The sequence below is a fragment of the Limnobacter sp. SAORIC-580 genome (assembly GCF_013004065.1).
In the GTDB taxonomy this organism is placed as follows: Bacteria; Pseudomonadota; Gammaproteobacteria; order Burkholderiales; family Burkholderiaceae_B; genus Limnobacter; species Limnobacter profundi.
The window spans coordinates 2294473-2316258 of the sequence record NZ_CP053084.1 but is presented as its reverse complement, the minus strand read 5'-3'; the positions used below and the strand labels follow the sequence as shown (position 1 = coordinate 2316258).

At 52.1% G+C, this 21786-nt stretch carries 22 protein-coding genes; 8 read left to right on the top strand and 14 right to left on the bottom strand.

All coding sequences use genetic code 11. The features are described from left to right. Positions 1 to 16: 16 nt before the first annotated feature. Positions 17 to 508, bottom strand: coding sequence for a DUF192 domain-containing protein (locus HKT17_RS10845; protein ID WP_171100040.1), 492 nt, complete (start codon positions 506 to 508; stop codon positions 17 to 19). Positions 509 to 669: 161 nt separating this feature from the next. Between HKT17_RS10845 and icd the strand changes: the two genes are divergently transcribed. Continuing rightward, entirely contained in the window at positions 670 to 1917 is a 1248-nt protein-coding gene (icd, locus tag HKT17_RS10840) for an NADP-dependent isocitrate dehydrogenase (protein WP_171100038.1), read from the top strand. Between the two features lie 120 nt (positions 1918 to 2037). Here the strand turns inward: icd and HKT17_RS10835 are convergent, their stop codons facing one another. After that, the gene (locus tag HKT17_RS10835; RefSeq protein WP_008252332.1) at positions 2038 to 2259 is read right to left on the bottom strand and encodes a cold-shock protein; all 222 of its coding nucleotides are present in this window, start codon (positions 2257 to 2259) and stop codon (positions 2038 to 2040) included. Between the two features lie 363 nt (positions 2260 to 2622). On the opposite strand from HKT17_RS10835, the gene clpS reads away from it, so the two are divergent. After that, positions 2623 to 2931: an ATP-dependent Clp protease adapter ClpS gene (gene clpS / locus HKT17_RS10830; protein ID WP_105029601.1), complete on the top strand. Its 309-nt coding sequence runs from the start codon at positions 2623 to 2625 to the stop codon at positions 2929 to 2931. After that, complete coding sequence (gene clpA, locus HKT17_RS10825; RefSeq protein WP_171100037.1) at positions 2928 to 5252, top strand: ATP-dependent Clp protease ATP-binding subunit ClpA; 2325 nt, start codon at positions 2928 to 2930, stop codon at positions 5250 to 5252. Before clpS ends, clpA begins: the two co-directional genes overlap by 4 nt. Before the next feature lie 122 nt (positions 5253 to 5374). Here the strand turns inward: clpA and HKT17_RS10820 are convergent, their stop codons facing one another. The 6 genes from HKT17_RS10820 to HKT17_RS10795 form a co-directional block, all read right to left on the bottom strand. Then, a complete protein-coding gene (locus tag HKT17_RS10820; protein WP_171100034.1) occupies positions 5375 to 6418 on the bottom strand; it encodes a GGDEF domain-containing protein in 1044 nt (347 codons plus the stop codon). A 180-nt stretch (positions 6419 to 6598) separates the two neighbouring features. Further along, entirely contained in the window at positions 6599 to 7051 is a 453-nt protein-coding gene (dut, locus tag HKT17_RS10815) for a dUTP diphosphatase (RefSeq protein ID WP_171100032.1), read from the bottom strand. 14 nt (positions 7052 to 7065) lie between these two features. Then, complete coding sequence (coaBC, locus tag HKT17_RS10810) at positions 7066 to 8310, bottom strand: bifunctional phosphopantothenoylcysteine decarboxylase/phosphopantothenate--cysteine ligase CoaBC (protein WP_171100030.1); 1245 nt, start codon at positions 8308 to 8310, stop codon at positions 7066 to 7068. A 12-nt stretch (positions 8311 to 8322) separates the two neighbouring features. Further along, on the bottom strand, positions 8323 to 8895 hold the full coding sequence (gene lspA, locus HKT17_RS10805) for a signal peptidase II (protein WP_240605739.1): 573 nt from the start codon (positions 8893 to 8895) through the stop codon (positions 8323 to 8325). Next, positions 8888 to 11683, bottom strand: coding sequence for an isoleucine--tRNA ligase (gene ileS, locus HKT17_RS10800; protein ID WP_171100028.1), 2796 nt, complete (start codon positions 11681 to 11683; stop codon positions 8888 to 8890). Before ileS ends, lspA begins: the two co-directional genes overlap by 8 nt. Positions 11684 to 11689: 6 nt before the next feature. Further along, positions 11690 to 12646 (bottom strand): bifunctional riboflavin kinase/FAD synthetase, encoded by a 957-nt coding sequence (locus tag HKT17_RS10795; protein WP_171100026.1) that lies wholly within the window; start codon positions 12644 to 12646, stop codon positions 11690 to 11692. Positions 12647 to 12750: 104 nt separating this feature from the next. On the opposite strand from HKT17_RS10795, the gene purN reads away from it, so the two are divergent. The 3 genes from purN to HKT17_RS10780 all read left to right on the top strand — a co-directional run bounded on the left by purN (position 12751) and on the right by HKT17_RS10780 (position 16080). Continuing rightward, positions 12751 to 13392 (top strand): phosphoribosylglycinamide formyltransferase, encoded by a 642-nt coding sequence (gene purN, locus HKT17_RS10790; protein ID WP_171100024.1) that lies wholly within the window; start codon positions 12751 to 12753, stop codon positions 13390 to 13392. Positions 13393 to 13407: 15 nt separating this feature from the next. After that, complete coding sequence (locus HKT17_RS10785; protein WP_171100022.1) at positions 13408 to 14754, top strand: RsmB/NOP family class I SAM-dependent RNA methyltransferase; 1347 nt, start codon at positions 13408 to 13410, stop codon at positions 14752 to 14754. 132 nt (positions 14755 to 14886) lie between these two features. Continuing rightward, a complete protein-coding gene (locus HKT17_RS10780; protein WP_171100020.1) occupies positions 14887 to 16080 on the top strand; it encodes a DesA family fatty acid desaturase in 1194 nt (397 codons plus the stop codon). A gap of 183 nt (positions 16081 to 16263) precedes the next feature. Here the strand turns inward: HKT17_RS10780 and rpmG are convergent, their stop codons facing one another. The 4 genes from rpmG to gloA form a co-directional block, all read right to left on the bottom strand. Next, positions 16264 to 16431 carry a 50S ribosomal protein L33 gene (gene rpmG / locus HKT17_RS10775; RefSeq protein WP_008253405.1) on the bottom strand — a complete coding sequence of 56 codons (168 nt, stop codon included), beginning with the start codon at positions 16429 to 16431 and terminating at the stop codon, positions 16264 to 16266. Between the two features lie 13 nt (positions 16432 to 16444). Then, a complete protein-coding gene (rpmB, locus tag HKT17_RS10770) occupies positions 16445 to 16678 on the bottom strand; it encodes a 50S ribosomal protein L28 (protein WP_008253404.1) in 234 nt (77 codons plus the stop codon). A gap of 136 nt (positions 16679 to 16814) precedes the next feature. Beyond that, a complete protein-coding gene (radC, locus tag HKT17_RS10765; RefSeq protein WP_171100018.1) occupies positions 16815 to 17513 on the bottom strand; it encodes a RadC family protein in 699 nt (232 codons plus the stop codon). Between the two features lie 42 nt (positions 17514 to 17555). Then, positions 17556 to 18092, bottom strand: a complete 537-nt coding sequence (gene gloA, locus HKT17_RS10760; protein ID WP_171100016.1) for a lactoylglutathione lyase — start codon at positions 18090 to 18092, stop codon at positions 17556 to 17558. A 170-nt stretch (positions 18093 to 18262) separates the two neighbouring features. On the opposite strand from gloA, the gene HKT17_RS10755 reads away from it, so the two are divergent. After that, positions 18263 to 18727, top strand: coding sequence for an FKBP-type peptidyl-prolyl cis-trans isomerase (locus HKT17_RS10755; RefSeq protein ID WP_105029590.1), 465 nt, complete (start codon positions 18263 to 18265; stop codon positions 18725 to 18727). A gap of 7 nt (positions 18728 to 18734) precedes the next feature. Next, the gene (gene ispH, locus HKT17_RS10750) at positions 18735 to 19667 is read left to right on the top strand and encodes a 4-hydroxy-3-methylbut-2-enyl diphosphate reductase (protein WP_171101487.1); all 933 of its coding nucleotides are present in this window, start codon (positions 18735 to 18737) and stop codon (positions 19665 to 19667) included. Between the two features lie 10 nt (positions 19668 to 19677). Here ispH and HKT17_RS10745 read toward each other — a convergent pair whose 3' ends face one another. Together HKT17_RS10745 and HKT17_RS10740 are read right to left on the bottom strand one after the other, a co-directional pair. After that, positions 19678 to 20109 carry a dual specificity protein phosphatase family protein gene (locus tag HKT17_RS10745; RefSeq protein WP_171100014.1) on the bottom strand — a complete coding sequence of 144 codons (432 nt, stop codon included), beginning with the start codon at positions 20107 to 20109 and terminating at the stop codon, positions 19678 to 19680. After that, positions 20099 to 21694: an NUDIX domain-containing protein gene (locus tag HKT17_RS10740; RefSeq protein WP_171100012.1), complete on the bottom strand. Its 1596-nt coding sequence runs from the start codon at positions 21692 to 21694 to the stop codon at positions 20099 to 20101. The genes HKT17_RS10745 and HKT17_RS10740 overlap by 11 nt, the downstream gene beginning before the upstream one ends. Positions 21695 to 21786 lie beyond the last annotated feature (92 nt).

Sequence of the window (21786 nt, the reverse complement as noted above, 5' to 3'; positions counted from 1 at the left end):
GGTTTGTTTTTGCGGTCTATTCCCTGGTTTCCAGGACCTGCTCTGGCACATGCAGTTTTTCACCTGCATCAATACCGCGCGTTGAAAACCAGCCATGGTTCATTTCCAGCGCAAGTTTGGCGTTGCCGCTGGAGCAGTGAATGTCAGTCGTACCTGCTTTCATCTGTTCAATATTCAGAATTTTGCCGTTGGCGTCTGCAAAGGCCACATCCAGATCAATCAGGGTGTTTTTCATCCACATACATTGTGTTTCACTGCGTTTGAACACAAACAGCATTCCTGAATTCCCGCCCAGCTCCTTTCGGTTCATTAGCCCGATTTGACGGCTTAGATCGGTGTTGGCCAACTCTGCTTTCACATCATGTTGGCCCACGCGTATTTGAAGTGTTGGCAATTGGGATTGCGCCGGCCCTGCAGCATTGCTTATGCAGGCAGCCAAGCCCAGCGCAGCTGTCACCAAAGTCAGCCTGAAAGTAGTGCAGTATTTGTTGATGTGATCAAAGTGCATGAAATCTGGTTCCTGTCAGAGATCTGAAAGAAGATGGCGGTATTATACGGCTTGGCGCAATAAGGAATGCAATTTCATATTGCGAAATAATTGTGATTTTCGTAGTGAAGGGATACACTAGAGTGTTCCCTCTAACACACCAGAGAAGCAGCGGAGAGACCATGTACCAACACATTAAAGTCCCATCAGTCGGCGAAAAAATCACGGTCAATAGTGATTACTCGTTGAACGTACCCGATCAACCCATCATTCCATACATCGAAGGCGATGGCACTGGTTTTGACATTACACCAGTGATGATCGACGTGGTCGACGCTGCTGTGGCCAAAGCATACGGTGGCAAGCGCAAAATCAGCTGGATGGAAATTTACGCGGGCGAAAAGTCCACCAAGGTGTACGGCCCCGATGTGTGGCTGCCAGAAGAAACCCTGGAAGTGTTGAAAGAATATGTGGTGTCTGTCAAAGGCCCATTGACCACACCCGTAGGTGGCGGTATTCGTTCCATTAACGTGGCTTTGCGTCAGCAGCTTGATTTGTATGTGTGCCTTCGCCCAGTGCGCTACTTTGCCGGCGTGCCCAGCCCGGTAAAAGAGCCCCACAAAACCGACATGGTGATTTTCCGCGAGAACTCGGAAGACATTTATGCCGGTATTGAATACGAGGCGGAAACCGACAAAGCCAAAAAGCTGATCAAGTTTCTGCGTGAAGAAATGGGTGTGAGCAAGATTCGTTTCCCCGAAACTTCAGGCATTGGAATCAAGCCAATTTCTAAAGAAGGCACAGAGCGCCTGTTCCGCAAGGCCGTTCAGTACGCCATCGACAATAAAAAGCCTTCGGTGACGATTGTGCACAAGGGCAACATCATGAAGTACACCGAAGGCGCTTTTGCGGCTTGGTCTTACGCTTTGGCCAAGAACGAATTCGGCGCCGAACTGCTGGACGGCGGCCCCTGGATGAAAATCAAGGCTGCGCATGGTGACATCGTGATCAAAGATGTGATCGCCGATGCCTTCTTGCAGCAAATTCTGCTGCGCCCAGCTGAATACAGCGTGATCGCCACCATGAACTTGAATGGCGATTATATTTCTGATGCCCTGGCCGCCCAGGTCGGTGGTATTGGCATTGCCCCCGGTGCGAATTTGTCCGATTCAATTGCCATGTTTGAAGCCACCCACGGCACAGCGCCCAAGTATGCAGGCAAAGACTATGTGAACCCGGGTTCGCAAATTTTGTCTGCAGAAATGATGCTGCGTCACATGGGTTGGGTTGAGGCGGCTGATCTCATTATTACTTCCATGGAAAAATCCATCACGTCCAAGAAAGTAACTTATGATTTTGCGCGCTTGATGGACGGTGCCACACAGGTAAGCTGTTCAGGTTTCGGTCAAGTCATGATCGACCACATGTAACAAGCCTGCTTCTGCTGTAAATAAAAAAGCCCCATAGAGATGGGGCTTTTTTTATGGGCAAGAAGAAAGCCGGCTTGGGGCCGGCTTTCTTCTTAATCGGTGGTTTGATTATTTTACTTGTCAGGCGGCGCTGGTTGCGTCCATCACAGAGATGTTCTGAGCCTGCTTACCTTTTGGTCCATCCACCACTTCAAAAGTCACTTTCTGACCTTCTTTCAGTGTGCGGAATCCAGATGCCTGGATTGCTGAAAAGTGGGCGAAAAGTTCATCGCTCCCTTGATCTGGAGTAATAAAACCAAAACCCTTTGCATCATTGAACCATTTTACGGTGCCGGTCGCCATCGCGAAACCTCCTTCAAAAAACAATACTTCGATCGGAACGCACGAACTTTCCGACAACTCGCCAGTCTGAACCAGCTTGCCTTCTATTCTTTGACCTGTTTGGGCTGGGGTCAACCATACAATAGATACATTTTTTAAGGGTTTACCCCTTGTAATAGACAGGTGTTGTCTACATCTGGTTAATTCAGGCTTTTCGGGTGATTGACCTTGTGGGTTATCGATTGCAAATTTGAGAGTGGGTTTGCATAATTTTTGAGATGTTCCTGATTGAATTTTCAGGAAAAATTTCTAGCCTTGAATAAAGGCAGTGTATTGCTCTCTAATCCTTGTTGCGTGCCCCTTAGAAGTGATTACAATGAAGTTATGAGTTCGCAAAACAATCCATCAACAGTACTGGAATCGCAGGCGCAAAAAGCGAAGCTGCCCCCGATGTATCAGGTCGTGCTCTTGAACGATGACTACACCCCCATGGAGTTTGTCGTGATTGTTTTGCAGAAGTTTTTTGGAAAGGGAAGGGAACAGGCCACCCAAATCATGCTGAAAGTGCATCGAGAGGGCAAAGGGGTCTGTGGGGTATATCCCAAAGACATCGCCTCGACAAAAGTCGAAATGGTATGCGGTTTCGCAAAGCAGCATCAACACCCGCTGCAGTGCGTGATGGAGGAAACATGATTGCGCAAGAGTTGGAAGTAAGTTTGCACATGGCATTTGTTGACGCACGTCAGCAAAAGCATGAATTCATCACGGTAGAGCACCTGCTATTGGCCTTGCTGGACAATCCTTCAGCGGCTGAGGTGCTACGTTCATGCTCATGCGATGTCGAAGAAATTCGAAAGAACCTGCAAAATTTCATCAAGGACAACACCCCTGTGGTGTCCGGTCAGGATGAAGTGGACACGCAGCCCACGCTGGGTTTCCAGCGGGTTATTCAGCGCGCCATCATGCATGTTCAAAGCACATCGAATGGCAAGAAAGAGGTGACTGGCGCGAATGTGCTGGTTGCGATTTTTGGTGAGAAAGACTCCCATGCGGTGTATTACCTTCATCAGCAGGGTATTACCCGTCTGGATGTGGTGAATTACATTTCACACGGCATTACCAAAACGCCGCAGGCGCCCGCGCCGAAGCCCGAGAATTCCCAGAACGAGAATCAGGAGCAGGAAGCCGAGGCCACCCAAAACGTGGGTGACAAGCAGTCGCCGCTTGACCAGTACACCCAGAATTTGAATGCATTGGCCAAGGAAGGGAAAATTGATCCGCTGATCGGCCGGGAGCAGGAAGTGGAGCGTGTTATTCAGGTGCTGTGCCGCCGCCGCAAAAACAACCCGCTCTTGGTGGGTGAGGCTGGTGTGGGTAAAACCGCGATTGCCGAGGGCTTGGCTTGGAGAATTGTGCAAGGTGACGTGCCGGAAATTTTGGCAACAGCGCAGGTGCATTCACTGGACATGGGCGCGTTGCTGGCGGGCACAAAATACCGTGGCGATTTCGAACAGCGTTTGAAAGCGGTGTTGAAACAGTTGAAGGCCAACCCGGATTCCGTGTTGTTCATTGATGAAATCCACACCTTGATTGGCGCAGGCTCCGCTTCTGGCGGCACGCTGGATGCTTCCAATTTGCTAAAACCTGCCTTGTCGTCAGGGCAGCTGAAGTGCATTGGCGCAACTACCTTTACCGAGTACCGTGGCATTTTCGAGAAAGACCACGCGCTTTCACGCCGCTTCCAGAAAATCGATGTGTCTGAACCCACCGTGGAACAGACCATTGAAATTTTGCGCGGTTTGAAGAGCAGGTTTGAAGACCACCATGGCGTGAAGTACTCCAGCGCGGCCATTTCGGCAGCCGCTGAGTTGTCGGCCAAGTTTATCAATGATCGTCATTTGCCTGACAAGGCCATTGACGTGATTGATGAAGCCGGTGCGGCTCAGCGAATTTTGCCAAAAAGCAAACAGCGTAAAACAATTACGAAGGGCGACATCGAAGACATCGTCTCGAAAATTGCCCGTATTCCGCCACAGTCGGTTAATACCGATGACCGCAACAAGCTGGCCACGCTCGATCGCGATTTGAAAGCCACTGTGTTTGGGCAAGACCCCGCCATTGAGGCTTTGGCAAACGCCATCAAAATGTCGCGTGCAGGTTTGGGCAAGGCCGACAAGCCGATTGGCTCGTTCTTGTTCAGCGGCCCCACGGGTGTGGGTAAAACCGAGGTGGCCAAACAGCTGGCCTTTATTCTCGGCATTGAAATGCTGCGTTTCGACATGTCGGAATACATGGAACGCCACGCTGTTTCTCGTTTGATTGGTGCGCCCCCAGGTTACGTTGGCTTTGACCAAGGCGGCTTGTTGACCGAGGCTATTACCAAAAAGCCACATTGCGTGTTGCTGCTCGACGAAATCGAAAAAGCGCACCCCGATGTGTTCAATATTCTGCTTCAGGTCATGGACAACGGTACTTTGACCGACAACAACGGTCGCAAGGCTGACTTCCGCAATGTGATCATCATCATGACCACCAACGCGGGTGCAGAAGCCCTGACCAAGCGCGGTATCGGCTTCATGGAATCCAAGGTGCAGGGCGATGAGATGGAAGACATCAAGCGCATGTTCAGCCCCGAGTTCCGCAACCGTCTGGATTCTGTCATTTCCTTCCGTGCGCTGGATGAAGAAATCATTCTTCGCGTGGTCGACAAGTTCCTGATGGAGCTGGAAGAACAGCTGCACCAGAAGAAAGTGGATGCGGTGTTCACAGACGAATTGCGCAAGCACTTGGCCAAGAAAGGTTTTGATCCATTGATGGGTGCTCGCCCAATGCAGCGCTTGATTCAAGACACCATCCGCAAGGCCTTGGCCGATGAGTTGCTGTTTGGCAAATTGGTGAACGGCGGCAAGGTGACTGTGGACCATGATTTGGAAAATGACCAGGTGTCACTGACTTTTGATGAAGGTTCATCGGGGCAAGAGTCGGAGAGCGGCACTGAGGTGGCGGTTGACTAAAAGTTACGCAATATCACGAGCGGGGTAAAAAAGCCCACTGTCGTGCCTGTAAGTTCACTCGCCTGAGTATCCCTTGTGGTTACTCAGGCGTTTTGTTTTTGGACTAGGCCTTGCTTGCCTGATTAACCACTCACTTGGCCCAGGCAACTGCGGTTTCTACCTTTGTTCTTGGCTTGGTAAAGCGCGTGGTCAGCTTGCGCCATGGTACGGTCAATGCTGTCAGCGTGGGTGATGTCGCAAATTCCTGCCGAAAACCCAACTTTGCAATTGCCGTTCAGCCGAATTCTGTCCACGATTCTTTGGGTGTCGTCGGCGGTGCAGTTCGGTAGAAGCACTGCAAACTCTTCGCCCCCGACACGTGCGATCAGATCACCAGGCCTGAAGTTGGTTCGAAGCGTTTCGGCAAACTCCCGAAGTCGCATATCCCCGGCCTCGTGGCCATAGGTGTCGTTGTATTGTTTGAAGTAGTCAATGTCGATAATTGCCACACTGCCTTGACGCTGATTTTCTCTTTGCATTTTTCGCAGATAGGCGCTGCTCAGGTCTTGCCAGCCCCGGCGATTGAGCAAACCAGTGAGTGGATCGCTGCGAGCCTGATTGCTCAGGTGAAGCAGTTCAACTGCGAAGCGCTTTCGCAAGTTTGATTGTCGCCACAGAGTGAGGCTGACAAAACTTACCGAGTGAACCAAGACAATCAATGTGAGTATCAGGTTGTTGCGTTGCAATGCATTAACCTTTTCATCGGCCGATTGTGCATGTTTCTTCAAGGTGGTGTTGAATATCCCAAGCTCGATCAACCAAAACTCGATGCGTTGAGGGTCGGGTTTTCCGAATTTTTCAAGTTGCTGGTCCATCGCGATCAGGTGTTCTCGAAGGCTTGCAGCCGATTCAGTCAGCCCGCTGTGGGTGTTGATCGTTTCGATGACAGCCAATCTCGCAGCCAGTTGATTGAGTAACTCCTGGGGTGAGCTGTAGCCACGCGTTTCCAGACCAAGTTTGGTTTCATAAGCATGCTGATTGCCCAGGTGATGCAGGGCGGTGCTTTGTACGATCAGGTCTTGCAGGGACACTTCAAGTAGCCGTCTCTTGGCCAGATCACCTTGAATTTGATGTACTTTGCCGTAGTTGAATACAGCCACTGCCGCCAGAATGACGCAGAGTGCCAACCAAAAATACCGAATGGTTTTTTCAGAACAGGGACGCAGCTGCCGGATTGCGTGAACCAACCATGTACGGCCTGTCGTTGTGGCTGGCCCGTTGCCCCCTGAGTCCATTGTTTTCCTGATGATTCACAATGACACTCAGTGGCAAATCTGCTTGGGGTGGTTCCTTTCGCTTGGTTTTCTCTAGCGTGTCCCGGTGCTTCCGAATCCGCCTTCACCGCGTTCGCTGGGGGTGAAATCGCTGACCACCTTGAAGTCGGCGTGTGCCACCGGCAAGATGACCAGTTGAGCGATGCGCTCCATGGGTTCAATGGTCACTGGCACTTGGCTGCGGTTCCAGGCCGAGACCATCAGCGGGCCCTGGTAGTCGGAATCGATTAAACCCACCAAATTGCCAAGTACCAAGCCTTTTTTGTGACCCAAGCCTGAACGGGGCAAAATTGTTGCACAGTAATTGGGGTCGCCGATATACATGGAAAGACCGGTTGGCACCAATTCAGCCTGGCCGGGTTGCAAAGTCAGTGGCTCAGTCAGGCAAGCGCGCAGGTCGATGCCTGCACTGCCCGGTGTGCCATAGGCAGGCAATTGCTCTTGCATGCGCGGGTCGAGTACTTTCAGTTCAACTTGAATTTTCATGAGGGTATTTGTATTCAGGAGTGTTTGGAAATGAAAGACAAAACTGCCCGTGCAGCTTGCAGTTTGTCCAAAGAGGCCAGGTATTCAGGGGGCAGTTTTTTACTGTAAATGGTTAACTCGGTTTGGTCGGAGCCCAATGCTTGTTGCGCCAGGTTGCCAACAATGAAATGCGCTTTCTTGCTGTCCAGTTTGCGGTTTGCGTATTCATCCAGATTTTCTGTTTCGGCAGCAAAACCTACTACAGTCAGTGATTTTTTCTGATCACTGGCAAATTCGCCGACATCTGCAAGAATGTCCGGGTTCAGTTCGAATTCCATATTTAAACCCGCAGCTTGATCGTGCTGTTTTTTCTGCTTTTGCGCGCTCGGGTTCTTGATCCCGTAATCGGCCACAGCGGCGACACCAATGAACAGGTCTTGTTGCTCGATTTGACCGAATACTGCAGCATGCATTTGCCTGGCAGATTGAACACTCACCGTGCGCACACCGTACGGTGTTGGCAAAGCGGTAGGGCCACTCACCAAACTCACGTCGGCACCCATTAACCATGCAGCTTGGGCCAAGGCATAACCCATTTTGCCACTGGATCGATTCGTGATGCCGCGCACCGGGTCAATGGCTTCAAAGGTTGGCCCGGCCGTCAACAACACTTTTTTACCAGCCAGAGGTTTGTGATTCACTGCCCGTGCCAGTTCCAATACGATCTCAAAGGGTTCCAGCATGCGGCCACTGCCCACCTCACCGCAGGCCTGTTCGCCAGCAGCGGGGCCAAACACATGCACGCCATCGTTTTTGAGTTGATTGACATTGCGCTGGGTGGCCGGATTGTTCCACATTTCCACATTCATGGCCGGGGCAATCGCCATGGGGCAATTGCGGGCCAATACAAGGTTATCAAGCAAATTGTCAGCGAACCCGTGTGCGTATTTCGCCATTGAATTGGCCGTGCAAGGGGCAATCAACAAAAAATCGGCATTGCGGCTGATGTCGATGTGAGGCATGCCACGGTCAATATTGTTATCACTGTGCCCAGCTGGCCATTGCGACACATGCACAGCCCTGCCCGAAAGGGCTTGGAAGGTGAGTGGTGCAATGAATTGTGTGGCCGATTCAGTCATGACCACTTGCACCGTGCAGCCCTGTTTCATTAACAGGCGTACCAGCTCGGCCGATTTGTAAGCGGCAATGCCGCCGCACACGCCCAACACTACACGCAGTTGGTTCAAACCAGGAAGCGGTGGCAATTCGACTGGGCGCATGGGCAATAAACCTTATTCGCTTTTTGCAGGTTTGGCGGCTTTGTGTTCTTTGTTGAAGAACAGTTCGTCGATGATTAGACCGACTGCACCCATGGTAATTGCAATGTCGGCCACATTGAATGCCGGCCAGTGATAATTTCCAACATAAAAATCGAGAAAGTCGATGACTGCACCGTGAGCAACACGGTCAATCAAATTGCCGATCGCACCACCCAAAATACAGGCCAGGCAGAACATCGCGAATTTGCGGTGGCTGGAGGAACGCATCATGAACAGAATGACAATGGACGCAATGACCGCTACAGCGGAAAGAAAATGTTTTTGCCAACCCGCCTGATCGGCGAGGAAGCTGAATGCAGCACCCGGGTTGAGCACGTACACCAGGTTGAAGAAAGGGGTGATTTCAACCACCGCACCCAGATCAAGGCGTGATTGAACCCACAGTTTGCTGATTTGATCAACCAGGATAAGCAGCAGGGAAAAACCGATCCAGGGGAGGATGGATTTTTTGGGTGCCCTCAACGCGCCGGTTGCATTGACTGGTTTGGTGGTTGAGGCTGGTTTTCTCGGCATGGGTTTAGACATGATCACGCACCTCGCCTTGACCAAACAGATTGCTTACACAGCGGCCACAAATACCTGGGTGTTCGGGGTTTGCGCTTGTGTCGGAGCGCACATGCCAACAACGTTCGCACTTTTCACCTTCTGCAATACCCACTTCAATTTTCTCCTCGGCCGCTGGGGCTATTTCAATATTGGAAACAATGAACAGAAATTTCAGATCATCGCCCAAACTTGCTGCGGCCTTGTACAAGTCGCCTGGCAAATGCAGTGTGGCTGTGCCTTGCAGGGATGAACCAATTTTGCCGTCCGTTCGCAGGTTTTCCAGTTCCTTCACCACGCGCGCGCGCAGCGCGAGCAACTCGGCCCACTTTCTGCCCAACGTATCTGCGTCAGCTACCTGTGGCACCTTGTAGAATTCATTGCAGAAAATGGAAGGCTCAACATTGCCCATCACCTCACGGGCCTCTTCAGCAGTAAAGCTGAGAACTGGTGCCATGAGGCGAAGCAGGGCATGTGTGATGTGGTAGAGCGTGGTTTGCGCACTGCGACGTGCCTGCGAATTCTCGCCAGTGGTGTACAAGCGGTCTTTCAGTACATCCAGATAGAAGGCACCCAAGTCTTCGGAACAGAAAATTTGCAGCTTGCTGACAATCGGGTGGAACTCGTACTTCATGTAGTGCATTTCGCACTCGCTTTGCAGCTTGCCCAGCAGGGTAAGTGCGTACTGGTCTACTTCAGCCAGTTCCTCGGCGGGAACCGCTTCGGTGGCAAAGTCGAAATCAGAAATATTGGCCAGCAAAAAGCGCAGGGTGTTGCGAATGCGGCGATAGCTTTCGACCACACGCTTCAGGATTTCATCGGAAATGGTGAGTTCGCCGGAATAGTCGGTGCTGGCCACCCAAAGGCGCAGAATTTCTGCGCCCATTTTGTCGGACACCTGTTGAGGCGCAATCACGTTGCCGACCGACTTGCTCATTTTGCGGCCTTGACCGTCCACTACAAAACCATGGGTGAGCAGGGCTTTGTAGGGCGGCACACCGTTGATCATGCAACTGGTGAGCAATGAAGAATGGAACCATCCCCGATGCTGGTCAGAGCCCTCGAGGTACAAGTCGGCTGGGAAATGGCTTTCATCGGCATGGCTGCCGCGCAGCACTGTTTCGTGCGTGGTGCCAGAGTCGAACCAAACATCGAGCGTGTCGGGGTTTTTTACGTAGTCTTTGGCTTCATTGCCAATCAATTCTTCAACTGATGCGTGCTGCCAGGCTTCAATGCCTTTCTTTTCGATCAGCTGCGCGATGGTTTCAGTCAGTTCAGGAGTGCGCGGGTGCAGTTCGCCAGTTTCGCGGTGAACCAGAAATGCCATGGGCACGCCCCACTGGCGTTGACGCGACAGGGTCCAGTCTGGGCGATTGGCGATCATGGCGTGCAAGCGCGCCTTGCCCCAAGCCGGGAAAAACTCGGTGGCTTCAACACCAGCCAAGGCCTTTTCGCGCAGGCTTGCGCTGCCATCGTTGGGTTTCACATCCATGCCCGCGAACCACTGTGAAGTGGCGCGGTAAATGATTGGGGTTTTGTGGCGCCAGCAGTGCATGTAGCTGTGGCCAAATTTCACTTGTTTGATGAGCGAACCCACTTCGATCATTTTTTCAACAATGAGCGGGTTGGCTTTCCAGATGTGCAGGCCACCAAAAAATGGAAGGGAGTCGGCATACACACCATTGCCAGTTACCGGGTTGATGATGTCAGCGTCTTTTAGGCCATAGGCTTTGCTGGTAAAAAAGTCGTCTACGCCGTAGGCTGGAGAGCAGTGAACAATGCCTGTACCCGCATCGGTGCTGACGTATTCGGCCAGATACACTGGGCTTAGTCGGTCGTAGAAGGGGTGTTTGAATGAAACGCCTTCCAGCGCGGCACCCTTGGCGGTGGCCACTTCTGAACCATGTAGCTCATAGCTTTCAAGGCAGGGTTTCACGCGTTCCTGGGCCAGCAACAAATACTTGTTGCCCACGTCTACCAGGCTGTACACCAATTCAGGGTGCATGTTCAGCGCCTGGTTGGCCGGCAGGGTCCATGGGGTGGTGGTCCAGATGACCAGCTGACCTGGCTTGGCTTGCAGTGTGGGCAAGGGCACATTGAAGGCGGTGGCCAGTTGCTCGAGGTTGGCTTCGTTAAAAGCAAAGCCCACATCCACGGCAATGTCTTGTTTGTCCTTGTACTCCACCTCGGCTTCGGCCAAGGCTGATCCGCAATCGAAGCACCAGTTCACAGGCTTCAAGCCGCGGAACACATAACCCTTTTCCATGATTTTGCCCAAGGCGCGAAGCTCGTCTGCTTCGTTGCCAAAGTTCATGGTTTTGTAGGGGTTGTCCCAGTCGGCCAGCACACCCAGTCGAATAAAGTCTTTTTTCTGTCGTTCAATTTGCTCGGCGGCGTACGCACGGCTTTTTTCCTGGACTTCCAGGGTTGGCTTTCCCTTGCCGATTGTTTTTTCAATCTGGATTTCAATGGGCATGCCATGGCAATCCCAGCCGGGTACGTAACGGGCATCATAGCCGGCCAGGCAACGGCATTTCACGATGATGTCTTTCAGGATTTTGTTGACCGCATGGCCAATGTGAATGTCACCATTGGCATAGGGTGGGCCGTCGTGCAGCACAAATTTTGGCTTGCCTGCCTTGGACTGGCGAATCGCCTTGTACAAGTCTTCCTTGCACCATTGTTCAACCCAGTTCGGTTCCCGTTGCGGCAGGTTGCCGCGCATTGGGAAGGGCGTGTCTGGCAGGTTCAGTGTGTTCTTGTAATCCATGTTGGGTTAACAGCCTGTATTTGAAATCTTGGGTTGGTTGGCATCAAGCATTGCCATGGCTTTTGCCGTGTCTTTGTGCATTTGCTCAACCATCGTATCGAGCGAATCAAAGTGTTGTTCTGGGCGAATGTGCGCCAACACCTCGATGCGCAGCAGCTTGCCGTAAGCATTGCCTTGCCAGTCTGGAATGAATGTTTCAAGCAAAATTTGATCGGATTGTTCAACGGTGGGGCGCACACCCATGCTGGCGACTGCAGGAAGTGGCTGGGGCTCCAGCCCATGCACCCACACCGCCAAAATACCAGTGAGTGCGCTGGCCCGCCCTGCAATTCGCAAGTTCATGGTGGGGAAGCCCAGTGTACGGCCCAGCTTTTTGCCATGCACAATGTGCCCGGAGTACACCAGCGGATGCCCCAACATGTGGGTGGCTTTTGCAACATCGCCAGCTTTCAGGGCTTCCCGAATATTCGAACTCGATACCCGGCTACCGTCTGTCTGAACCTCGGCAAGGTCGTTGACTTCGAAGCCGTTTGATTCCCCGAGACCCCTCAGCAACGCGAAATCGCCGGCGCGCTTGGCACCAAAGCGGAAATCATCGCCTACCCACACCTGCTTGGCATTCAATTGGTTTAGCAACACTTCCTGCACAAAGGCTTCGGGGGCAAGGCTTGCCATGCGCCGGTTGAAGGGCAGAATACACACTTGCTCAATGCCGCAGCGCTTCATTTCAATAATTCGGTCGCGAAGCGTGGAAATTCGGTCGAGCTTGAATTCGGGATTGAAAAATTCTTTCGGGTGTGGGTGCAGCGTAACCACAGTGGGTACCAAACCTTGCGCGTGTGCCGCAGACACGACACGGCGGAACAGCTCGGCATGGCCAGAGTGAACGCCGTCGAAGTTTCCAATGGTGAGCGCAGTGCCCTTGGCAAATGTGTGTGGCCGGGGGCGGCGAATGATTTTCATACCGAGTGTGTCGGCTCTTTAGTGGTTGCAAAACAACCGGTTATTATAAGGCCTGAATGGTGAAAAATAGGGCTTTTTCGCCCGCACAGTGATAAACTCGCGCCATGCAAAATTCCACACCTTCCGTCGTCATTTTGATCTCGGGGCGGGGTTCAAATTTGAATGCCCTGATCGATCATGCCAAACAGACCGGGGCCTACCAAATTCGTGCAGTCATTTCCAACCGCCCAGCCGCGGCTGGATTGGCCTTGGCGCAGTCGGCAGGGCTCGATACTGCAATTCTTGACCACACTGAATATGAAAGCCGCGAGGCCTTTGACGAAGCCTTGGCCAGCCTGATCGATCAATATCAGCCCGACTGGGTTGTGCTGGCTGGTTTTATGCGCGTGCTCACCGAGGGTTTTGTGAACCGGTATTTGGGGCGCTTGGTGAATATTCACCCATCTCTGTTGCCCGCTTTTCCGGGTTTGAAAACCCACCAGCAGGCGCTGGATGCCGGGGTGCGGGTGCACGGTGTCACTGTTCACCTGGTGACGCCAGAACTAGACCATGGCCCGATTCTGGATCAGGCCTTGTTGCAGGTGTTGCCCGGTGATACCCCAGAAACACTGGCTGCGCGTGTGTTGGAATTGGAGCATCAAATCTATCCCCGTGCACTGGCGGCATTGGCTGGCGGGCAAATTAAAATGGTGAACGGGAAGCTGGAAGGCACTTTGGCCACTGCCCTGGTTCACGCAATTCAATAAAACAGGACATTCAATATGGTCGGGTCTACTAAAAAAACCCCATTTCGCAAACCCAGCACACGGCGCGATAGCAAAGTGGAGCGGCAAGGCGCCCAGTCTCGCTATGGCCTGGTGAGCACGGTTGCGCAGTTGATTGATCTTCTGGCTCAGTTTGAAGGCCCAGCAGATGCTGCCATTTCCCGGTTTTTTAAAGACCATCCCGAGTTGGGTGGTCGCGACCGCCCTATGGTGGCCGAGGCTGTGTATTGCTGGTTGCGTTATCGTTATCGAATCAACCACTTGGCGCAGTCGGGCGAAGGCCCCTCTGTGGTTCGCCAAGCCAAGCTGGCTTTGTTGTGGTCGGGCGCGCCCGAGCAAATTTGGTCTGCAGGCAAGCAGGCTGACAATGAATGGTTAAGCCGGGTTATTAATATTTCAGCCGATGACCTGGGTGTTGAGGCGCGTACCTGTTTGCCTGAGTGGTTTTACACCAAACTGGCTGAGCAATTTGGGCAAGATCGCGCGGAGTCTTTTTCTCAGGCCGTGCTGAGTGCCGCGCCGCTTGACTTGCGTGTGAACACAGTGAAAGCCAGCACGGTAGATTTGTTGGCCGCGCTCACCAATATGGGTATTCAAGTGAACCCGATTGAAGGCCTGCCCGAGGGTTTGCGCGCCGTGGGCAAACCAATCGTGGGCAAAACTGAAGTGTTTCAGGAAGGTTACTTTGAAGTACAAGACGCAGGCAGTCAGTGGGTTAGCCGCCTTGTGGCCCCGCGCCGGGGTGACCTTGTAATCGATTTTTGTGCAGGTGCTGGCGGCAAAACCCTGGCCATTGGCGCGCAGATGAAGAACACAGGCCGCATTGTGGCGCTGGATACTTCGGAAAAACGCCTGGTGAAGTTCAAGCCCCGTGCGGCTCGCTCGGGATTGAGTAACTTCTACACCATGGTGATCAATGATGAAGCCGATCCTCGCCTGAACAAATATTTTGGCAAGGCCGACCGGGTCGTGACCGATGTACCTTGTAGCGGCATGGGAACCTTACGGCGTAACCCGGATCTTAAATTTAGACAGAACTTGCAGAGTCTGTCAGAATTGACCGCGAAGCAAAAATCCATCATCGAGCATGCAGCCAAGTTGGTAAAGCCCGATGGTCGGCTCGTTTACATCACATGCAGTGTTCTTCGCGACGAGAACGAAGACATTGTCAATGCGTTCCTGGAAAGCAATCCGGAATTCCGGCTTCGCCGCTGGACTGAAGTGTTGAACCCCGGAGAGCGGCCTGTCAAGGCGAACACGACTGACGACATGCTTCGATTGTGGCCAGAGGATGGTGAATCCGATGGCTTCTTTGCAGCAGTGTTACAACGTTCCAAAGCCTGAACTGAATATAAATTCCAAATGTGTTCCGGCTTTAAAAGTACACTTGTACACTGAAAATATGATACGGCTCCTTCAGAAGCAAATTGAGATGGCCGTAACCTTTGAAATACGACCTGTTGAGAGTTAGTGAATATGATTGAATTTTTGACCTCGGGCATTACCGGCGCAAGCATTGGCCAAATGGTAATTTACACCCTGATCGTGACCCACATCACGATTGTGGCGGTGACTGTTTACCTGCACCGTTGCCAGGCTCACCGTGCTTTGGAAGTACACCCAGCGCTGGCGCATTTCTTCCGTGCATGGCTGTGGTTAACCACCGGCATGAGCACCCGCGCATGGGCTGCCATTCACCGCAAGCACCATGCCAAGTGCGAAACCCCCGACGACCCCCACAGCCCACAAACCCGTGGGTTGAAAACCGTATTCTGGCGCGGTGCAGAGTTGTATCGTGCAGAATCCAAGAATGCTGAAACGCTGGCCAAGTACAGCCACGGTACGCCCAGCGATTGGCTGGAGTTTCAGGTGTACGAGCGTTTCCCCTGGCAGGGTGTGGGCTTTACCTTGGTGCTCAGCTTCATTTTGTTTGGTTTTCCTGGTGTCAGTATTTGGGCCATTCAAATGTTGTGGATTCCTGTGTTGGCCGCTGGTGTAATCAATGGAATTGGTCATTACTGGGGCTACCGCAACTTCGATTGCCCCGATGCAAGCCGCAATATTTCACCATTCGGTATTTTGATCGGCGGCGAAGAGCTGCACAACAACCACCATACCCACGCCACTTCTGCCAAGTTGAGCAACAAGTGGTATGAGTTCGACATTGGCTGGATGTACATCAAGATTTTCAGCTTCCTTGGTTTGGCCAAGGTTAAAAAAGTGGCCGAGTCGCCCAAGTTTTCCTCTGAAAGCAAGCCAGTACTAAGCCTGGTGACTGTTCAGGCGGTTGTGAACCACCGTTACGATGTGATGGCTCGCTATGCCAGTTCCATGCGCAAGGCTTTCCGTTCTGAGGTGACTGCACTGAGGCAGAAAGCTGCCAACGCGCAAGAGCGCAAGGTGTTGGCCAAAGGCACCAAGCTGTTGTCGATTGATGAAAGCAAGCTGTGCGATGTTCAGCGCGCCGAGCTGGCCCAACTGTGTGCCCAGTCCAAGATGATCAACACTTTGGTTGAAATGCGCGCCGAGCTTCGGCAGATCTGGGAAAAAACCAATTTGAGCCGTGAGCAAATGCTGGTTCAGTTGCAAGCCTGGTGCGAGCGTGCTGAGCAAAGCGGTATTCGTTGGCTGGAAGACATGTCGATTCGGATTCGTCGCTACGCGGCGTAATTTGAAAGTTGTTTGATGGATGAAAGCCGCTGGTGAGAATCAGCGGCTTTTTTTGTGGGTAGTTTGCAAATCAGCCAAGCCACATCTACATCAACTATTAAGCCTCGCCGAAGCAGTGGCCAATAAAAAACCCGCTCTGAATTTCAGTAGCGGGTCTCTGTAGAAACAGCGAAGTAGGTTGAGTTACTTCAGCTTGGTTTCTTTGTATGACACATGCTTACGAACCACTGGATCGTATTTCATGATTTCAATTTTCTCGGGCTTCGTGCGCTTGTTCTTGGTCGTGGTGTAGAAGTGACCAGTACCAGCAGAAGATTCGAGTTTGATTTTTTCGCGACCACCTTTAGCCATGATTTACTCCTGCTTAGATTTCGCCACGTGCACGAAGATCGGCCAAAACAGCATCAATGCCGTTTTTGTCGATAGTGCGCAGGGCGTTATTAGTTAGACGCAGGCGAACCCAGCGGTTTTCGCTTTCAACCCAGAACTTGCGTGACTGCAAGTTGGGCAGAAAACGACGTTTTGTTTTGTTGTTGGCATGGGAAACTTTGTTTCCAACCATCGGGCGCTTACCCGTTACTTGACATACGCGAGCCATGATGACCCCAAAAAATTCAGCAAATTAGTGTATCTGCAAAACCACACGGCATGAATTGAAAAGCCATGGATTTGCGGCGAAGTCCAAGATTGTAACCAATTACTATTCTTTTGCCCAGCCTTTTTTGCGGAAAAACTTAAAAAGGTGGGCGATTGTGCAGTCGGTAGGAGTAACCACAGTTGGGGCCAACCACCAAATGGTCTACCAATTCAATGTCAACCAATGCCAAGGCCGATGAAAGCTCGCGGGTTAGCCGGTCGTCTGCGCTGCTGGGAGTGCAGCAGTCGCTGGGGTGATTGTGCGCCATCATGATGCGGGGTGCATTAGTTTGTATGGCAAATTTAAGCACTTCACGCGGAAAAACCACAGTTTTGTTCACGGTGCCGCTGGAAAGTATTTTGTGGTCTAGTACTTTCAATTGGCTGTCCAGGGCAATCACCAGAAAATGTTCAATTTCGCTTAAGCCGATTTGTGCGCGCACAAACTGTTCAAACAGATCGGGAGAGGCAAGCATGCCGTGTGGTGTTTCCTGCAATTCATGGCTTAGTTGATGACTTAGGCAGCGTTTGGCCATTTCAAGGCAGGCGCGCAGTTGGGCGTATTTTGCTTCGCCGAGGCCGCGAATTTGGACCCATTCAGCCAGGGAAACACGGTTCAGGTTTTGCAGGCCACCGAACTGGCTGATCATTTCGCGGGCCAAGTCCACGGCGCTTTTTCCCGGGAGGCCTGTGCGCAGGAAAATGGCAAGCAATTCGGCATCAGAAAGCGCCTGAGCCCCTTGTTTGATCAGCCGCTCTCGTGGGCGGTCGTGTTTGGGCCAGCTTTGAATGCTCATGAAAAATTGAACCTGAAAGCCACTAAGTGGCTTTCGACCAGGTCAAGTTCCCAGTTTGTTTAACAGCGAGGACTGCACAATTTCGATCCAGTAGCCGTCGGGATCTTTGATGAAGGCCACGTTTTTCATCTTGCCTTGTTCGGGACGTTTCACATAGGAAACCTGATTTTCGTCAAACCAGTGAACAGCAGCCGCCAGATCGGGTACGGAGAAGCAAATGTGTCCGAATCCCTGTGGCTGCTGATTGCCATCGTGATATTTGAAATCCGGGTCGTTTTCAGTGCCCCAGTTGTGGGTTAATTCAAGAATGCCAGTCTGGCTGAATGTCCATGCGGTGCGGGTGCCTTCATCTTCGGGTATTTCGTCGGTCTCGGTGACTCGAGCGAGGAAGTACAGCGAAAACTTCATTTCGGCAAAGTCCAGCTTCCGAAGCACCCGCATACCCAACACCCGGGTGTAAAAATCGAGTGAGACGGCAGGGTCTTTCACCCGCAACATGCTGTGATTCAGCACGAAACCATGCGTGGCCTTCGGTACTGTTGGGCTGACTCCGGGGTGATTCTCTGTGTTAAATGCCATGGCTTTCAAACTCCTTAATACGTTTTTTAATGCAAATGTTGCGTGTTCACCTACATGTTACTACCACAATGTGAGGCCGAACTCGAACCATTCACGCCCGCTTCTGGATGCCTGACTGCTTCCAAAGGCGTAGAATAGAGCCGTTTTTGAAATGAATTCAGGATGTAGACATGACTGATGCAGTACAGCCCAAGCCCGTAGTAAATGAATCTTCATTCGTGACACTGCATTACCGCATTCGCTTGGCTGACAGCCAGCAGGTGATTGTGTCCACCTTTGAGGACAAGCCCGCCACATTGTCGATTGGCGCAGGCCAGTTGGCTGAGGGTTTGGAGCGTTGCCTGTTTGGTATGCAGGCGGGGCAGCGTGACATATTCACTTTGCCCGCAGGCAGCGGTTATGGTGACATCAATCCCGATTTGTACCGACCGGTCAGCAAAGCGTTGCTGTCGAAATACGCCGAAGAGGGCACTACGTTTGAGCCAGGCGAATTTGTGCATTTTCCTGCTCCCGATGGTGGGCAGTTTGCCGGCACGGTGGTGGAAGAGCGTGAAGACGATATTTTGTTTGATTTTAACCACCCCTTGGCAGGCAAGGCACTGACCTTTGAAGTGCAATTGATCGGGGTGCTGTGAGGTGAGTATGGAAATTAGCCTGGCCCAACCACGCGGTTTTTGCGCAGGTGTAGACCGTGCCATTGAAATTGTGGAACGCGCGTTGCAGCAATTCGGTTCACCCATTTATGTGAAGCATGAAATTGTTCACAACAAAACGGTGGTCGAAGATTTGCGCGGCAAGGGCGCAATATTTGTTGATGAGCTGGAAGATGTGCCCACCGGCTCCACAGTTGTGTTTTCCGCCCATGGTGTGTCGCAAGATGTTCGCACCCAAGCGGAAAGCCTGGGCTTGAAAGTGTTTGATGCCACATGCCCACTGGTTACGAAAGTGCATGTAGAAGTCAGCAAAATGCGCGCACAGGGTTGCGAGATCATCATGATTGGTCACGAAGGCCACCCCGAGGTGGAAGGCACGATGGGACAGGTGAAAGACGGCATTTACCTGGTGGAAACCGAGGAGGACGTGGCCAAGCTGAATATTGCAGCGGGTACGCAACTGGCTTTGGTGACCCAAACCACGTTAAGCGTGGACGATGCTTCCAAGGTAATCACGGCGCTGAAAGCAAAATTTCCCGATATCCGCGAGCCGAAGAAAGCAGACATTTGCTATGCCACGCAAAACCGCCAGGACGCTGTCAAGTTTATGGCGCGCCAGGTTGATTTGGTGTTGGTGGTGGGCAGCCCAAGCAGCTCCAATTCCAATCGCTTGCGCGAAGTGGCCGAGAAGTTGGGTGTGCCAGCCAAGCTGATTGAAAATGCGGACAGCCTGGAGCGAGACTGGTTCGACGGTGTGAAACACATAGGCTTGACTGCGGGTGCCTCAGCGCCTGAGCACCTTGTGCAGGGTGTGGTGAAGCGCCTGAAAGAATGGGGTGCTTTGTCTGTTCGAAACATGGAAGGCGTGGAAGAAAATATTGCCTTTCCAATGCCCAAGGGTTTGGTCCGCTCTGAGGTATGAGCGGATGTGCTTAACTGTTCAACACATGGTGCTGGTGCCAATCGACCAGGTCTCGAACAAACCATGGGTTGACCTTTGCAGCCGGTTTGGCTGAGTAAACCGCGAGCAGGGCCTGTTTGACATTCATGTCTTCGTGCTGAATAAGGTGTGCTGCAATCAGGGCAGCTGATCTGCTGATTCCCTGTTCGCAGTGCACGATTACCTTGCCTTGGTTTTGGTGTGCCTGGTTGATAAATTCACACACGGTTTGGAAGTGAGCAAGCAGTGACTCGTCAGGGTTGTCGCTCACTGGAATGTGCAACTGAACAATTCCCTGCCGAAGCCTCGGGCAAATTTCGATGCAGCTGACCGCATGAGTAAATGACGAGTGTGGTTTTTGAAGTGCTTCGCTGGCGCCCTGCAGTGAACCAATCCACAGATTGGGACGTACTTCATGAATCACTGTGCAAGCCCTGGATGATGTCATTAATTCTGGACTTAATTGCCCCTTGTTGCGACGAGGTGTACCGGCTGAACAAATTGACCTTCAAATGAGGGGCGACCTTGGGATCTTGTAGGGTGGATGCAAGCAGGCGAATTTGCAGACTGCGGGCATTGGGCACTTCTTGGTTGGTGTGCGGTGTTTTCAGTTTTACAAGGGTGTTCAGGGTATCTGGATTGACGGAATCGGGGATGCCGTTACTCGCTGATATGTAAGCAAGCTTGTTCACCAGTGCATGTGGAATTAAAACCTGCATCAGGACGCTTGCTTTTTTTGTGGTTGGCAAGGCATTGCTCGCTTGGGTACACAGGTGGAGAATGTCATCGCTGGCTTTGTTGATGCGGGCGTTTTCGCAGGCGGGGAAGCGGGTATGCAACATGCCAGAAATCCATTCCTTCAGATTGGGTGGAGCCACGTTGATCGCGTCGTGCAAGTAATCTGCGGTGCTCTCCATGGCGTCGACATCCGTATTCTGAAACAGGCTTGGATTACAGGACAACAAGGAAAAGCGCCCCACATCGCCATTGTCTCTGGAGGGGTGGTTGGTGGTGTGTTCCATCAGGTTGTGAACGTCGCGGCCTCGATTTTTGTTGATTTCAAACGGGTTTCGGTGCCAGCTTAAGTGGTTCAGGTTTTCTCGTATTCCTGCGCTTTCGTGTTTGCAAAGCGCTTTCATCAGCACTTCGCCGGTCCAGTGCCCTGGCAAAAGACTGTCCGCAAATGCGTGGTAGGCCACTACATGGCTTTTCGAATGTTCATCCTCGATGCGGATTATTTCCGGGATACTTACCGGCAGCTTGTCGATGGTGTCCTGATCCCATCCGGGTGGAAGCTGATTTGGATGTTGACTTAACCAAACCCTGGTCGGAGCTTCCGCATGTTCAATTAAAGCCTGAGTTTCAGAGGGTAGGGCTTGCGCGAGGCTGGCTTCGACGGACGACGACACAGGAGTTTCGAGATTGCGCAAGGCAAACTGTGCCTCTGTAATGTAAAGCGGGTTTGTGTTGGGTGTGGCATTGACTGCAAATGAGAGGGGCTGGTTCTGGATTGCCGTGGCCCACTGCTGCGCCATGTGATCAAGCGCACATCGAACACCCGGATGCAATTCGGACGTATGCGCGGCCTGCTCAAGGGCTTGCCATGAATAGGCATTGTGTTCAGCACGAATGCTCGGGTTCCATTGACTGTTTGTCGGCAAGAGGCACAAGAATAGACGATAAGTAAAACCAGTGTGCGCGTTGCGCAGCACAATCGGGTTAGTCCACACCTGACCGTTGGGCAGTCGATAAACTTCCTCCAGTGTTTCGCGCAGTGCACAGTGCAATGGGTCTTCGGGTTTGTTGGTGTGCGCAATTCTTTCTATTGCGCCCCCGGGGACGCTCCATAGCCCTTCATCGTGTGTGCCCTGCGCATTTTTCAGAAGCAGGATCGAACACCTGCCAGAATCATCGGGCTTGAGCATGCACAGGCCAGCGCCACCATCACAGCCCCATTCTCCATGGGGTGTTTCAGATGCGCCGTTCAGCTGGGGGTACTTTAAGCCCAATGTAGATTCTTTGAGAGGAATCCAGCAGCTGGACCCCGCTTTAACTACAGCTGCATCACGATGACTTGTTTGGCTTTCTGTGACTGAACCTG

Bases quoted from the DNA above. Each gene is read 5' to 3' on its own strand.
- lspA (WP_240605739.1), bottom strand. From the start codon at position 8,895: ATGTCTAAACCCATGCCGAGAAAACCAGCCTCAACCACCAAACCAGTC.
- HKT17_RS10835 (WP_008252332.1), bottom strand. From the start codon at position 2,259: ATGGCGACCGGCACCGTAAAATGGTTCAATGATGCAAAGGGTTTTGGT.
- coaBC (WP_171100030.1), bottom strand. From the start codon at position 8,310: ATGCGCCCAGTCGAATTGCCACCGCTTCCTGGTTTGAACCAACTGCGT.
- radC (WP_171100018.1), bottom strand. From the start codon at position 17,513: ATGAGCATTCAAAGCTGGCCCAAACACGACCGCCCACGAGAGCGGCTG.
- icd (WP_171100038.1), top strand. From the start codon at position 670: ATGTACCAACACATTAAAGTCCCATCAGTCGGCGAAAAAATCACGGTC.
- HKT17_RS10795 (WP_171100026.1), bottom strand. From the start codon at position 12,646: ATGAAAATCATTCGCCGCCCCCGGCCACACACATTTGCCAAGGGCACT.
- HKT17_RS10845 (WP_171100040.1), bottom strand. From the start codon at position 508: ATGCACTTTGATCACATCAACAAATACTGCACTACTTTCAGGCTGACT.
- ispH (WP_171101487.1), top strand. From the start codon at position 18,735: ATGGAAATTAGCCTGGCCCAACCACGCGGTTTTTGCGCAGGTGTAGAC.
- rpmG (WP_008253405.1), bottom strand. From the start codon at position 16,431: ATGGCTAAAGGTGGTCGCGAAAAAATCAAACTCGAATCTTCTGCTGGT.
- HKT17_RS10780 (WP_171100020.1), top strand. From the start codon at position 14,887: ATGATTGAATTTTTGACCTCGGGCATTACCGGCGCAAGCATTGGCCAA.
- clpA (WP_171100037.1), top strand. From the start codon at position 2,928: ATGATTGCGCAAGAGTTGGAAGTAAGTTTGCACATGGCATTTGTTGAC.
- purN (WP_171100024.1), top strand. From the start codon at position 12,751: ATGCAAAATTCCACACCTTCCGTCGTCATTTTGATCTCGGGGCGGGGT.
- clpS (WP_105029601.1), top strand. From the start codon at position 2,623: ATGAGTTCGCAAAACAATCCATCAACAGTACTGGAATCGCAGGCGCAA.
- HKT17_RS10785 (WP_171100022.1), top strand. From the start codon at position 13,408: ATGGTCGGGTCTACTAAAAAAACCCCATTTCGCAAACCCAGCACACGG.
- HKT17_RS10755 (WP_105029590.1), top strand. From the start codon at position 18,263: ATGACTGATGCAGTACAGCCCAAGCCCGTAGTAAATGAATCTTCATTC.
- dut (WP_171100032.1), bottom strand. From the start codon at position 7,051: ATGAAAATTCAAGTTGAACTGAAAGTACTCGACCCGCGCATGCAAGAG.
- rpmB (WP_008253404.1), bottom strand. From the start codon at position 16,678: ATGGCTCGCGTATGTCAAGTAACGGGTAAGCGCCCGATGGTTGGAAAC.
- gloA (WP_171100016.1), bottom strand. From the start codon at position 18,092: ATGGCATTTAACACAGAGAATCACCCCGGAGTCAGCCCAACAGTACCG.
- ileS (WP_171100028.1), bottom strand. From the start codon at position 11,683: ATGGATTACAAGAACACACTGAACCTGCCAGACACGCCCTTCCCAATG.